Origin of the sequence: Enterobacter sichuanensis (assembly GCF_009036245.1) — a bacterium.
Lineage (GTDB): Bacteria > Pseudomonadota > Gammaproteobacteria > Enterobacterales > Enterobacteriaceae > Enterobacter > Enterobacter sichuanensis.
In genome coordinates this window covers 826,640-839,134 of sequence record NZ_CP027986.1, presented here as the reverse complement: position 1 = coordinate 839,134, position 12,495 = coordinate 826,640, and the positions used below count along the sequence as shown (strand labels likewise).

At 53.6% G+C, this 12,495-nt stretch carries 11 protein-coding genes; 3 read left to right on the top strand and 8 right to left on the bottom strand.

The genetic code is table 11. From position 1 onward, the window contains the following. Nucleotide 1: 1 nt before the first annotated feature. The 8 genes from rseP to rpsB all read right to left on the bottom strand — a co-directional run bounded on the left by rseP (nt 2) and on the right by rpsB (nt 7,772). Nucleotides 2-1,354, bottom strand: coding sequence for a sigma E protease regulator RseP (gene rseP / locus C1N69_RS03935; RefSeq protein WP_025756819.1), 1,353 nt, complete (start codon nt 1,352-1,354; stop codon nt 2-4). Between the two features lie 11 nt (nt 1,355-1,365). After that, nucleotides 1,366-2,223: a phosphatidate cytidylyltransferase gene (cdsA, locus tag C1N69_RS03930; protein WP_025756818.1), complete on the bottom strand. Its 858-nt coding sequence runs from the start codon at nt 2,221-2,223 to the stop codon at nt 1,366-1,368. 12 nt (nt 2,224-2,235) lie between these two features. Continuing rightward, entirely contained in the window at nt 2,236-2,994 is a 759-nt protein-coding gene (gene ispU, locus C1N69_RS03925; protein WP_025756817.1) for a (2E,6E)-farnesyl-diphosphate-specific ditrans,polycis-undecaprenyl-diphosphate synthase, read from the bottom strand. A 186-nt stretch (nt 2,995-3,180) separates the two neighbouring features. Continuing rightward, nucleotides 3,181-4,380 (bottom strand): 1-deoxy-D-xylulose-5-phosphate reductoisomerase, encoded by a 1,200-nt coding sequence (gene ispC, locus C1N69_RS03920; protein ID WP_025756816.1) that lies wholly within the window; start codon nt 4,378-4,380, stop codon nt 3,181-3,183. Between the two features lie 95 nt (nt 4,381-4,475). Continuing rightward, a complete protein-coding gene (gene frr, locus C1N69_RS03915; protein ID WP_008501909.1) occupies nt 4,476-5,033 on the bottom strand; it encodes a ribosome recycling factor in 558 nt (185 codons plus the stop codon). Between the two features lie 167 nt (nt 5,034-5,200). Further along, the gene (pyrH, locus tag C1N69_RS03910) at nt 5,201-5,926 is read right to left on the bottom strand and encodes a UMP kinase (RefSeq protein WP_003856194.1); all 726 of its coding nucleotides are present in this window, start codon (nt 5,924-5,926) and stop codon (nt 5,201-5,203) included. Between the two features lie 151 nt (nt 5,927-6,077). Continuing rightward, complete coding sequence (gene tsf, locus C1N69_RS03905) at nt 6,078-6,929, bottom strand: translation elongation factor Ts (RefSeq protein ID WP_008501911.1); 852 nt, start codon at nt 6,927-6,929, stop codon at nt 6,078-6,080. A gap of 117 nt (nt 6,930-7,046) precedes the next feature. Beyond that, nucleotides 7,047-7,772, bottom strand: a complete 726-nt coding sequence (gene rpsB / locus C1N69_RS03900; protein ID WP_013095653.1) for a 30S ribosomal protein S2 — start codon at nt 7,770-7,772, stop codon at nt 7,047-7,049. A gap of 321 nt (nt 7,773-8,093) precedes the next feature. Here rpsB and map point away from each other — a divergent pair, with 321 nt between their 5' ends. The 3 genes from map to dapD all read left to right on the top strand — a co-directional run bounded on the left by map (nt 8,094) and on the right by dapD (nt 12,484). Then, nucleotides 8,094-8,888 carry a type I methionyl aminopeptidase gene (gene map / locus C1N69_RS03895; protein ID WP_013095652.1) on the top strand — a complete coding sequence of 265 codons (795 nt, stop codon included), beginning with the start codon at nt 8,094-8,096 and terminating at the stop codon, nt 8,886-8,888. Between the two features lie 63 nt (nt 8,889-8,951). Continuing rightward, entirely contained in the window at nt 8,952-11,627 is a 2,676-nt protein-coding gene (gene glnD / locus C1N69_RS03890) for a bifunctional uridylyltransferase/uridylyl-removing protein GlnD (protein WP_025756815.1), read from the top strand. 32 nt (nt 11,628-11,659) lie between these two features. Then, a complete protein-coding gene (dapD, locus tag C1N69_RS03885; RefSeq protein WP_008501915.1) occupies nt 11,660-12,484 on the top strand; it encodes a 2,3,4,5-tetrahydropyridine-2,6-dicarboxylate N-succinyltransferase in 825 nt (274 codons plus the stop codon). Nucleotides 12,485-12,495: the final 11 nt, after the last annotated feature.

Below are 12,495 nucleotides of genomic sequence, written 5' to 3'. Positions count from 1 at the left end.
CTTACAACCGAGAGAAATCATTGAAAAGTGCAAGCCCCATTAACAGCACCAGCAAAATCGAGCCAATGCGATAACTAAAGTCTTGAACTCGCTCGGATACCGGTCCGCCTTTTAGCTTTTCAATCGCTAAAAACAGCAGATGACCCCCGTCTAAAACGGGAAGCGGGAACAGGTTGATTATCCCAAGGTTCACGCTAATGAGCGCGAGGAACATGAGATAGTAAATCACCCCGAATTCCGCTGACATCCCAGCCCCCTGGGCAATCGAAATTGGCCCACTGAGGTTGTTCAGTTTCACGTCACCGGTTATCAATTTCCCCAACATGTTGACCGTCAGTTTCATCAGTTGCCATGTTTTATCCGTGGCTTCAAGGATGGCACTGAACGGCCCATACTGGCGTATTGTCTTGTACTCATCTGGCAGCGGGATCACTTTTGGCACTACGCCTGCAAACCCTTCTGCCTTTTTGCCGACCGACTTCGTATCCGGGATCAGCGTCAGCGAAAGCGGACTGCCTTGCCTTTCAACTTCCAGCGCGAGAGACGTTCCCGGATTATCGCGCACCAGAGTAACAAAGGTCATCCACTCTGTTAATGGTTGACCATCGACTTTAACGATCCTGTCGCCTGCTTGCAAACCTGCTTTGCTCGCGGCCGAATTTGCCTGTACTTCGGCTAACACCGGCTCGATCTGTGCACCACGAGGACGAATGCCCAGCGCAGCGACGGGATCCTCTTTGTCTGGCTCGAAACGCCAGTGACGTAAATCGAGCACTTTGTCCTGGCGCGTGTCTGAACCAAACGGCGATACGCTGATGGTGGTCTGCGGATCGCCAATTTTGGCTACCAGCTGCAGTCGCACGGCATCCCAATCAGGGGTTTCGATGCCATCAATCGCTTTAAGTTCCATCCCGGATGTAATTTGCGCACTCGCCGCAATGGAGTTGGGCGCTATTTCACCCACTACCGGACGCACGCCGGGGACGCCGATGATAAACACCAGCCAGTAAGCGAAAACAGCAAAGATGAAGTTAGCTACCGGTCCGGCAGCAATGATGGCGGCGCGTTGTCCAACTGTTTTATTGTTGAAGGCGCTGTGTCGCAGCTCAGGGGCGACAGGCTCAACGCGTTCGTCGAGCATTTTGACGTAGCCGCCCAGCGGGATGAGGGCGATGACAAACTCCGTACCGTGACGGTCAGTGCGCGTCCAGAGCGATTTGCCAAAACCGATGGAAAACCGCTCTACCCGCACACCGCAACGGCGAGCAACCCAGAAATGGCCAAATTCATGCACGGTAATCAGCACACCCAGTGCAACAATGAACGCCGCCAGATTCCAGAGAATGCTCAGCATAAAACCTTCCGTTAAATCGTCCCGAATACCAGTAAAAGCAAGCAAGCAAACACTGGAACAGCCGCTGTCAGGCTATCAATGCGATCCAGTATACCGCCATGCCCTGGAATCAGGTGTCCGCTGTCCTTAATCCCTGCTTCACGCTTGAACATACTTTCGGTTAAATCACCGAGCACCGAGGCAAGCGCAGCAAAAATCGAGCACACCAGCAGTATTGACGGTGCCACTTCCAGATTCGCCCAGACGCCGTAGCCCCAGGAGATAATTGCTGCCGTAAACAAGCCGCCGATGAAGCCTTGCCAGGTTTTGCCCGGAGAAACCTTCGGCGCCAGTTTATGTTTGCCAAACAGTTTACCAAACATATAGGCCCCGGAGTCAGCCCCCCAGACGAGAATCATCACATAAAGCAGCCAGATCGCACCGCTGTAGTGGTTTTCGTCGTAGTGCCAGGCGCGCAGCGCGACCATCCCCCAAAAGAAGGGAATAATGGTGAGCAAGCCAAAAATCAGTCGCAGCACTTTTGAATTACGCCATAGCGCCGCAGAGCCAGGATAAAACAGCACCAGCAGTAGCGCTGCAACCCACCAGGCCAGAGATATCCACAAGGAGCCGGCAACCAGCGGTTGATGGATATCATGGTGATATTCAGGCAACGTAAACAGCATTATGGCCAGAATGAAGCCACAGAGTACCGCAAGCCATACTCGCTGACTGCGCGAAGTAAAGCCGCTAAACTGTCCCCATTCCCACGCGGCGAGCATGCACACCACCAACGTAACAATAGCGAATCCCACTGGGGGCAGTAAAAACAGCGCCGCAATGACAATGGGTATTAATACAAAAGCGGAAATCAGGCGATACTTCAGCAAAAGCTACCCCCATCAGGCTTTGTCGCCACCAGGCTCGGTGCCGCCGAAACGACGCTCTCGATTGGCAAAGGCATGCAGCGCACCTTCAAAGTCTTGTTCATCAAAATCGGGCCAAAGAACATCTGTAAAGTAAAGTTCGGCATAGGCAATTTGCCATATCAAAAAGTTACTTATGCGATGTTCTCCCCCTGTCCTAATTACCAAATCCACAGGCGCCTGTTCATTCATGCAGATTTGCTTGCTCAGCGCCTCTTCATCAATTTGGTCGGGTCTCAACAGCCCTTCCTGAACCTGCTCGGCCAGATGCCGAACGCCCTGGATAATATCCCAGCGTCCGCCGTAATTCGCCGCAATATTCAGCGTCAGACCGGTATTATTTTCAGTCAGCGCTTCAGCCTTACGAATTCGTTCCTGCAAACGTGAGTTAAAACGACTGGTATCGCCAATGATACGCAGGCGGACGTTGTGGCGGTGCAGGCTTTTTACTTCGCTGTCTAGCGCCCACACAAACAATTCCATCAACGCGGTCACTTCCTGCTGCGGTCGATTCCAGTTTTCACTGCTAAAAGCATAGAGCGTTAACGCATCAATGCCGTTATTGGCGGCAAAAGAAACGGCGCGGCGAACCGATTTCGCCCCAGCTTTATGCCCAAAGGCTCGTATCTTCCCTTGTCTTTTCGCCCAGCGGCCATTGCCATCCATAATGATTGCTACATGACGGCAGCCATGAGCTGGCAAGTTTTCGCTTATTGGTTGATTCGCAGACAACATAACGCGTTTTTTGTCCCTGAAAAGGATTTAACGGTACTCAGGAATACTGAAGCCTATACATAAAAAAGCCGTGTCAAACCACGGCTTACCTGACCACTTAAAGTCAAATACCTGCGATCAGGTGGCGCAGACTATATCACTGAAGCCCAACGCTAACAAATAGCACGACGACTAGTGCTTGCTTTATCACCAGCTTGCGAGACGTGTCACCTGGTGGCGCGCAATATCACGTGCAGCTGCATCTACCGCCAGCACCTCTTCCACGCTTTGTGGTTCGCGCAAATCCATCTTCTCCAGTACCGATAAATTTAACGACGCGATATCGGTAAAACGGATCTGTTGATTCAGAAATGCTTCAACAGTAATTTCATTGGCTGCGTTCAGTGCTGTCGTCGCCGCCTGCCCCTGGTCAAAGGCATTCATCGCAAGCTTCAGACAAGGATAGCGGTCATAGTCTGGTTCACTGAATGTCAGGGAACTTAGCTTGCAGAAATCAAGCGGCTTCACGCCGGATTTCACCCGATTCGGCCACGCCATGGAATGCGCGATAGGTGTACGCATATCCGGCTCGCCCAACTGGGCCAGTACGCTGCCATCCTGATAACGTACCATCGAGTGAATTACCGATTGCGGGTGAATCAGTACTTCCATCTGTTTCGCTGACGCATTAAACAACCAGCGCGCTTCAATGTATTCCAGACCTTTGTTCATCATGGTGGCAGAGTCAACGGAGATTTTACGCCCCATCGACCAGTTCGGATGGCGGCACGCCTGATCCGGCGTCATTGCACGCAGTTCAGACAGTGGCGTTTCACGGAACGGGCCACCAGACCCGGTAAGCAGAATAGATACCACACCATTCTGCTCAAGGTCAGCGTACCCCAGGTTCTGTTGAAAAGGTTGCGGTAAACTCTGAAAAATCGCGTTGTGCTCGCTGTCGACGGGCAAAAGACGCGCGCCGCGCTGCTTCACTGCGTCCATAAACAGGCGTCCGCAGGTGACCAGCGACTCTTTATTGGCCAGCAATACGTCTTTACCGGCATCAATCGCGGCAAGCGTCGGCAGCAGTCCGGCCGCGCCGACAATGGCCGCCATGACCTGATCAACATCACCCAGCGCAGCCATCTCGCAGGCGGCCTGTTGGCCGCTCAGGACCTCGGTACGACCGCCCTTCTCCTGTAGCAGTGCCTTTACCTGGCGGGCACTCTCTTCATCATCCATCACTGCATAACGGGGCGTAAACTCCAGACACTGCTCGACCATTCGCTGCACATTCTTACCGGCCACCAGTGCTGTCACGGTGTAAAGTTCAGGATTATGGCGAACAACGTCGAGAGTGCTGCAACCAATAGATCCGGTTGAGCCGAGGAGAGTTAAATGCTTCATGAGATGCCCGAAAAAAGTTAGACCAGATAAAAGCAAAACGCCGCCAGCAAGACCCGAAGTCCCTCTGAACGGCGTTTATCAGTGTACGACAGAAATCAGAACTGCATCAGTTCCGCTTCTTTATCTGCCAGCGCCGCATCAATTTTCTTGATGGCAGCGTCAGTCATTTTCTGAATGTCGTCCTGGGAACGACGATCGTCATCTTCACTGATCTCTTTTTCTTTCAGCAGCGCTTTAACTTTATCGTTCGCGTCGCGACGCACGTTACGGACGGAAACACGACCCTGCTCAGCTTCACCACGCACCACTTTGATCAGGTCTTTACGACGCTCTTCGGTCAGCGGAGGCAGCGGAACGCGGATGTCAGCGCCTGCAGAGCTTGGGTTCAGACCGAGGTCAGACGCCATAATCGCTTTCTCAACCGCCGGGCCCATAGAACGATCGAATACGTTGATTTTCAGCGTACGGGTATCTTCTACGGTAACGCTTGCCAGCTGGCGCAGCGGGGTTGGCGTACCGTAGTACTCTACGATGATGCCATCCAGCAGGCTTGGGGAAGCACGGCCAGTACGGATTTTGCTGATTTGGGTTTTGAACGCTTCTACGCATTTTTCCATGCGTACTTCAGCATCTTTTCTGATGTCGTTAATCACGTTACGAATCCTTGAAAACTTGTCTCAGGCAGACTATCCGCCAGCACAGCGCTACAGGTGTGCTAAGTATAGTCGCGTTTAATTCATGACAACGCCAAAGGCGCGTCCGGGTAAGATACCACTACAAAATAAAGCGGAATCTTACCTGTATTTATCGTCAACGGAAATTATTCCGTGATCAAAGTGCCTTCTTTTTCACCCATGACCACGCGACGCAGTGCGCCAGGTTTGTTCATGTTGAAGACACGGATCGGCAGTTTGTGGTCGCGAGCCAGCGTGAAGGCGGCAAGATCCATCACTTTCAGCTCTTTTTCCAGTACTTCGCTGTAGCTCAGCTGATCGTACATGGTGGCAGAAGGATCTTTTGCCGGGTCGGCAGTAAACACGCCATCGACTTTGGTCGCTTTCAGTACCACATCGGCTTCAATCTCGATACCGCGCAGGCAGGCAGCGGAATCGGTCGTAAAGAACGGGTTACCCGTACCGGCGGAGAGGATCACCACGCGGTTGTTGCGCAGCAGGCTGATGGCTTCTGCCCAGCTGTAATTATCGCACACGCCATTCAGTGGAATCGCGGACATCAGGCGGGCATTCACATAGGCACGATGCAGTGCATCACGCATTGCCAGACCATTCATGACGGTTGCCAGCATACCCATGTGGTCGCCTACAACGCGGTTCATCCCCGCTTTCGCCAGACCAGCACCACGGAAGAGGTTGCCACCGCCAATGACCACGCCAACCTGGATACCCAGTTCGACCAGTTCTTTGATTTCCTGTGCCATGCGATCAAGGATGCTTGCATCAATACCGAAGCCTTCCGATCCCTGCAGCGCTTCGCCACTCAGCTTAAGCAGAATGCGTTTGTACACGGGTTTTGCATTGGTAGCCATGTTTCTTTCCTGAGACTGTCAACGATTAAGATGGGGGTTAATTCTGGCGACATAGTATGTCGCATATCAGCACAGCGATACGGGATCCTGTCTGATTTTCGTCTGACGGGTGACAAAAAGAAGCCGCCCTCAGGCGGCTCCTTTTCAATCATTAAGACTGCTTGGACATTGCAGCAACTTCTGCTGCGAAGTCAGTCTCAACTTTCTCGATGCCTTCGCCCACTTCGAAGCGGATGAAGCCAGTCACGTCAGCGTTGTGCTCTTTCAGCAGCTGAGCAACAGACTTGCTTGGATCCATAACGAATGGCTGGCCAGTCAGAGAAACTTCGCCGGTGAATTTCTTCATGCGGCCTTCAACCATTTTCTCTGCGATTTCTTTTGGTTTACCAGACTGCATCGCGATGTCCAGCTGAACCTGGTACTCTTTTTCTACCACTTCAGCAGACACGTCTTCTGGCTTAACGAACTCTGGTTTGCTTGCAGCGATGTGCATAGCCAGCTGTTTAACCAGCTCTTCGTCAGCGCCTTTAGCCGCAACCAGAACACCGATACGTGCACCGTGCTGGTAAGAGCCCAGAACGTCGCCTTCCAGAGAAGCAACGCGACGGATGTTGATGTTCTCACCGATTTTAGCAACCAGCGCAACACGTTCTTCTTCGAACTGTGCTTTCAGAACTTCAACGTCAGTGATTTTGCCTGCAACAGCAGCGTCCAGAACTTTGTTAGCAAATGCCTGGAAACCACCATCTTTAGCCACGAAGTCAGTCTGGCAGTTAACTTCCAGAATGATACCGTAGTTGCCGTCGATCTTAGTGATGATCACGCCGTCAGCAGCAACGTTGCCTGCTTTTTTAGCTGCTTTGATCGCACCGGATTTACGCATGTTTTCGATTGCCAGCTCGATGTCGCCGTTCGCTTCAGTCAGCGCTTTTTTGCAATCCATCATGCCTGCGCCAGTACGCTCGCGCAGCTCTTTTACCAGGGATGCGGTAATTTCAGCCATTCTTAAATCCTCGGGAGATGTGAACTGCCCGGCCGGAGGCCAAACAGTGTAAATTGAAAAAAGGGGCCGGTAATGGGCCCCTATTCATACACGGTACTAATAAGGGGTAAAACCTTATTATTCAGCTTCTACGAAGCTTTCTTCCGCCTGAGAAGCCAGATCCTGGGAACGGCCTTCACGAACGGTAGCAGCAACAGCGCTCAGGTACAGGCTAACAGCACGGATTGCGTCGTCGTTACCCGGGATAACGAAGTCAACACCGTCCGGATCGGAGTTGGTATCAACGATAGCGAATACCGGAATACCCAGGTTGTTAGCTTCTTTGATTGCGATGTGCTCGTGGTCTGCATCGATTACGAACAGCGCGTCTGGCAGGCCGCCCATATCTTTGATACCGCCCAGGCTGTTTTCCAGCTTGTCCAGTTCACGAGTGCGCATCAGCGCTTCTTTCTTAGTCAGCTTGTCGAAAGTACCGTCCTGAGACTGGGTTTCCAGATCTTTCAGGCGTTTGATGGACTGACGAACAGTTTTCCAGTTAGTCAGCATGCCGCCCAACCAGCGATGGTTCACGAAGAACTGGTCGCAGCTGTTAGCAGCATCTTTCACAGCTTCGCTTGCAGCGCGCTTAGTACCAACGAACAGAATCTTACCTTTACGGGAAGCGATCTTGTTCAGCTCAGCCAGGGCTTCGTTGAACATTGGTACAGTTTTCTCAAGGTTGATGATGTGAACTTTGTTACGAGCGCCGAAGATGAAAGGCTTCATTTTCGGGTTCCAGTAACGGGTCTGGTGACCAAAGTGAACACCAGCCTTGAGCATGTCGCGCATGGAAACAGTTGCCATGTTTAAAACCTCTATATTAAAAGTTGGGGTTATGCCTCCACGTATCCCATATTACCGACCCCAAAGGGCACCCCGGAATATGTGCCGATACGTGTGTGTTGTTACACAAAGTGAGATTTGTCGCTTCCGTCCAGCCTGTGTATCTGAAATGGATCGGAAGTCCGGCGCGCTTTATACCACAAAACGCCGCCATAAACCAACAGTTGTTGGCGGAGTGTGCTGTTAATGATTCTCAATTTGGCACGGGGTGTGCCTGACTGATACCATTGACAACACTTAGACTAGTATTGTCGAAAAAATCGACACCGATGGACAGATTACATGGCTATCTCTATTAAGACCCCTGAAGAAATTGAAAAGATGCGCGTCGCCGGTCGTCTGGCCGCGGAAGTGCTGGAAATGATCGAGCCGTTCGTGAAGCCGGGCGTCAGCACCGGTGAACTGGACCGCATCTGTAATGACTATATCGTGAACGAGCAGCACGCGGTTTCCGCCTGCCTCGGCTACCACGGTTTCCCGAAATCCGTCTGCATCTCCATTAATGAAGTGGTGTGCCACGGTATCCCGGACGACGAAAAACTGCTGAAAGATGGCGACATCGTCAACATCGACGTCACCGTTATTAAAGATGACTACCACGGTGACACTTCAAAAATGTTCATCGTGGGCAAGCCAACGATTCTTGGCGAGCGTCTGTGTAAAGTGACGCAAGAGAGCCTCTACCTGGCGCTGAAAATGGTGAAACCGGGCATTCGCCTGCGTACCATCGGTGCGGCAATTCAGAAATTTGTCGAGGCAGAAGGTTTCTCCGTGGTGCGTGAATACTGCGGGCACGGCATTGGTCGCGTCTTCCATGAAGAGCCGCAGGTTCTGCATTATGATGCGGATGACGGCGGCGTGGTGCTGCAAAAAGGCATGACCTTTACCATCGAACCGATGGTCAACGCCGGTGATTACCGCATCCGTACCATGAAAGACGGCTGGACGGTGAAAACCAAAGACAGAAGCTTGTCTGCACAGTACGAGCATACTATTGTGGTAACAGACAACGGCTGCGAAATTATGACGTTGCGCAAGGATGACACCATCCCGGCGATACTGACGCACGATGAATGATAAAAAAGCCGGCAAATGCCGGCTTTTTTAATGGCTATAGTTTTTTCTTATGGGTGGCGCACGATGAGTAATCTTTTACCCGAACAGTATGCTAACACAGCACTTCCCACCCTCCCCGACCAGCCCGACAATCCGGGCGTCTGGCCGCAGCACGAGCTGAACTGCGCCGGCATTAAAGCCCATATGGATGTCTTCCAGCGCTGGCTGGGCAGCGCGTTTGATGCCGGTATCTCCGCCGAGCAACTGATCGAAGCGCGTACCGAATTTATCGATCAGCTGCTGCAGCGTCTGTGGATCGATTACGGATTTGGGCAAATCAGTGATGTGGCGCTGGTTGCCGTCGGGGGCTATGGCCGCGGAGAGCTGCACCCGCTTTCCGATATCGATCTCCTGATCTTAAGCCGTAAAAAGCTGCCGGACGAACAGGCGCAAAAGATTGGCGAACTGCTGACCCTGCTCTGGGACGTCAAACTGGAAGTCGGCCACAGCGTGCGCACCCTGGAAGAGTGTCTGCTGGAAGGGTTATCGGACCTGACCGTGGCCACTAACCTGATTGAAACCCGTCTGCTGATAGGCGACGTCGCGCTGTTCCTGGAGCTGCAAAAACACATCTTCAGCGACGGTTTCTGGCCGTCAGAAAAATTCTTCGCGGCAAAGGTCGAGGAGCAAAACCAGCGCCACCAGCGCTACCACGGCACCAGCTATAACCTTGAGCCAGATATTAAAAGCAGCCCTGGCGGCCTGCGCGACATCCACACCTTACAGTGGGTCGCCCGGCGCCACTTTGGCGCCACCTCGCTGGATGAAATGGTGGGCTTTGGCTTCTTAACCGAGGCCGAACGTAACGAGCTCAACGAGTGTCTGCACCTGCTGTGGCGCATTCGCTTCGCCCTGCATCTGGAAGTCACCCGCTACGATAACCGTCTGCTGTTTGACCGCCAGCTCAGCGTTGCCCAGCGCCTCAACTACAGCGGTGAAGGAAACGAGCCGGTTGAGCACATGATGAAGGATTTCTTCCGCGTCACCCGCCGCGTCACCGAGCTCAACCAGATGCTGCTGCAGCTGTTCGACGAGGCCATCCTGGCGCTGACGGCGGACGAAAAACCGCGCCCGATTGATGACGAATTCCAGCTGCGCGGCACGCTTATCGATCTGCGCGACGAAACGCTGTTTATTCGCGAGCCGGAAGCGATCCTGCGGATGTTCTACACCATGGTTCGCAACAGCACCATCACCGGGATCTACTCCACCACCCTGCGTCATCTGCGCCATGCGCGCCGTCATTTGACGGAGCCGCTGTGCTATATCCCGGAAGCCCGATCGCTGTTCCTGAGCATGCTTCGCCACCCGGGCGCCGTCAGCCGCGGTCTGCTGCCGATGCACCGCCACAGCGTGCTGTGGGCCTATATGCCGCAGTGGTCGCACATTGTCGGGCAGATGCAGTTCGATCTGTTCCACGCCTATACGGTGGATGAACACACTATCCGCGTTATGCTCAAGCTGGAGAGCTTTGCGAAAGAAGAGACGCGCTCCCGTCACCCGCTGTGCGTGGAATTATGGCCGCGCCTTACTCATCCAGAACTGATCCTGATTGCCGCCCTCTTCCACGACATCGCCAAAGGTCGTGGCGGTGACCATTCGGTCCTGGGCGCGCAGGATGTGCTGAAATTTGCCGAGCTGCACGGCCTGAACTCACGCGAAACACAGCTGGTTGCCTGGCTGGTGCGCCATCATCTGCTGATGTCGGTCACCGCCCAGCGTCGTGATATTCAGGATCCAGAGGTCATCAAGCAGTTTGCGGAGGAAGTTCAGACGGAAAACCGTCTGCGCTATCTGGTCTGCCTGACGGTGGCCGATATCTGCGCCACCAACGAAACGCTGTGGAACAGCTGGAAGCAGAGCCTGCTGCGTGAGCTCTACTTTGCGACGGAAAAACAGCTGCGTCGCGGGATGCAAAATACCCCGGACATGCGCGAGCGTGTGCGCCACCATCAGCTGCAGGCCCTGGCGCTGCTGCGTATGGACAACATTGATGAAGAGGCGTTACACCAGATTTGGGCCCGCTGTCGCGCTAACTACTTTGTCCGCCATAGCCCAAACCAGCTTGCGTGGCATGCGCGGCACCTGCTCCGGCATGACTTGTCACAGCCGATGATCCTGCTCAGCCCACAGGCCACGCGCGGTGGGACGGAGATTTTCATCTGGAGCCCGGACCGGCCTTATCTGTTTGCTGCGGTGTGCGCCGAGCTGGACAGGCGTAATCTGAGCGTTCACGACGCGCAGATTTTCACGACCCGCGACGGCATGGCGATGGATACCTTTATTGTACTGGAACCGGACGGCAGCCCGCTGTCGTCTGACAGACATGAAGGAATACGCTTTGGTCTGGAACAGGCGATTACCCAGCGCAGCTGGCAGCCGCCGCAGCCGCGTCGCCAGCCGGCGAAGCTGCGCCACTTTACCGTCGATACCGAGGTCAATTTCCTGCCGACCCACACCGACCGTAAATCGTTCCTGGAGCTGATTGCGCTCGACCAGCCTGGGCTACTTGCCCGCGTCGGCCAGGTTTTTGCCGATCTGGGAATTTCGCTTCATGGGGCAAGAATTACAACCATTGGCGAGCGAGTAGAAGATTTATTTATAATCGCCACAGCGGACCGGCGTGCCCTTAATAATGACCTGCAACTTGAAGTGCAACAACGGTTGACAGCAGCCCTCAATCCAAACGATAAAGGGTGACGTGTTTTTTAGTGAAATGGAAAGAGTAAACCATGCAGCAGTTACAGAACGTTATTGAGTCCGCCTTTGAGCGTCGCGCCGAGATTACCCCGGCAAATGTGGATACCGTGACCCGTGAAGCGGTAAACCAGGTGATTTCCCTGCTGGATTCCGGCGCCCTGCGCGTGGCAGAAAAAATCGACGGTCAGTGGGTCACTCATCAATGGCTGAAAAAAGCCGTGCTGCTCTCTTTCCGTATCAACGATAACCAGGTTATCGACGGAGCTGAAAGCCGCTACTTCGATAAAGTGCCGATGAAATTCGCTGACTACGACGAAGCACGTTTCCAGAAAGAAGGCTTCCGCGTGGTACCGCCAGCGGCGGTACGTCAGGGGGCATTCATCGCACGCAATACCGTGCTGATGCCATCCTACGTGAACATCGGTGCCTACGTTGACGAAGGTACGATGGTAGACACCTGGGCGACGGTCGGTTCCTGCGCGCAGATCGGTAAAAACGTTCACCTGTCCGGCGGCGTGGGCATTGGTGGTGTTCTGGAGCCACTGCAGGCTAACCCGACCATCATCGAAGACAACTGCTTCATCGGCGCGCGTTCTGAAGTAGTAGAAGGCGTGATCGTTGAAGAAGGCTCCGTGATCTCCATGGGCGTTTACATCGGTCAGAGCACCCGTATTTACGACCGCGAAACCGGCGAAGTGCATTACGGCCGCGTTCCGGCAGGCTCTGTGGTGGTCTCCGGCAACCTGCCGTCTAAAGATGGTAAATACAGCCTGTACTGTGCGGTTATCGTGAAGAAAGTGGATGCGAAAACCCGCGGTAAAGTCGGCATCAATGAGTTGCTGCGTACCATCGATTAATCGGGTATAAC

What these genes read in the sequence shown, in the direction of transcription:
- ispC (WP_025756816.1), bottom strand. Translation starts at nt 4,380, where the DNA reads ATGAAGCATTTAACTCTCCTCGGCTCAACCGGATCTATTGGTTGCAGC.
- map (WP_013095652.1), top strand. Translation starts at nt 8,094, where the DNA reads ATGGCTATCTCTATTAAGACCCCTGAAGAAATTGAAAAGATGCGCGTC.
- dapD (WP_008501915.1), top strand. Translation starts at nt 11,660, where the DNA reads ATGCAGCAGTTACAGAACGTTATTGAGTCCGCCTTTGAGCGTCGCGCC.
- pyrH (WP_003856194.1), bottom strand. Translation starts at nt 5,926, where the DNA reads ATGGCTACCAATGCAAAACCCGTGTACAAACGCATTCTGCTTAAGCTG.
- glnD (WP_025756815.1), top strand. Translation starts at nt 8,952, where the DNA reads ATGAGTAATCTTTTACCCGAACAGTATGCTAACACAGCACTTCCCACC.
- ispU (WP_025756817.1), bottom strand. Translation starts at nt 2,994, where the DNA reads ATGTTGTCTGCGAATCAACCAATAAGCGAAAACTTGCCAGCTCATGGC.
- rseP (WP_025756819.1), bottom strand. Translation starts at nt 1,354, where the DNA reads ATGCTGAGCATTCTCTGGAATCTGGCGGCGTTCATTGTTGCACTGGGT.
- rpsB (WP_013095653.1), bottom strand. Translation starts at nt 7,772, where the DNA reads ATGGCAACTGTTTCCATGCGCGACATGCTCAAGGCTGGTGTTCACTTT.
- tsf (WP_008501911.1), bottom strand. Translation starts at nt 6,929, where the DNA reads ATGGCTGAAATTACCGCATCCCTGGTAAAAGAGCTGCGCGAGCGTACT.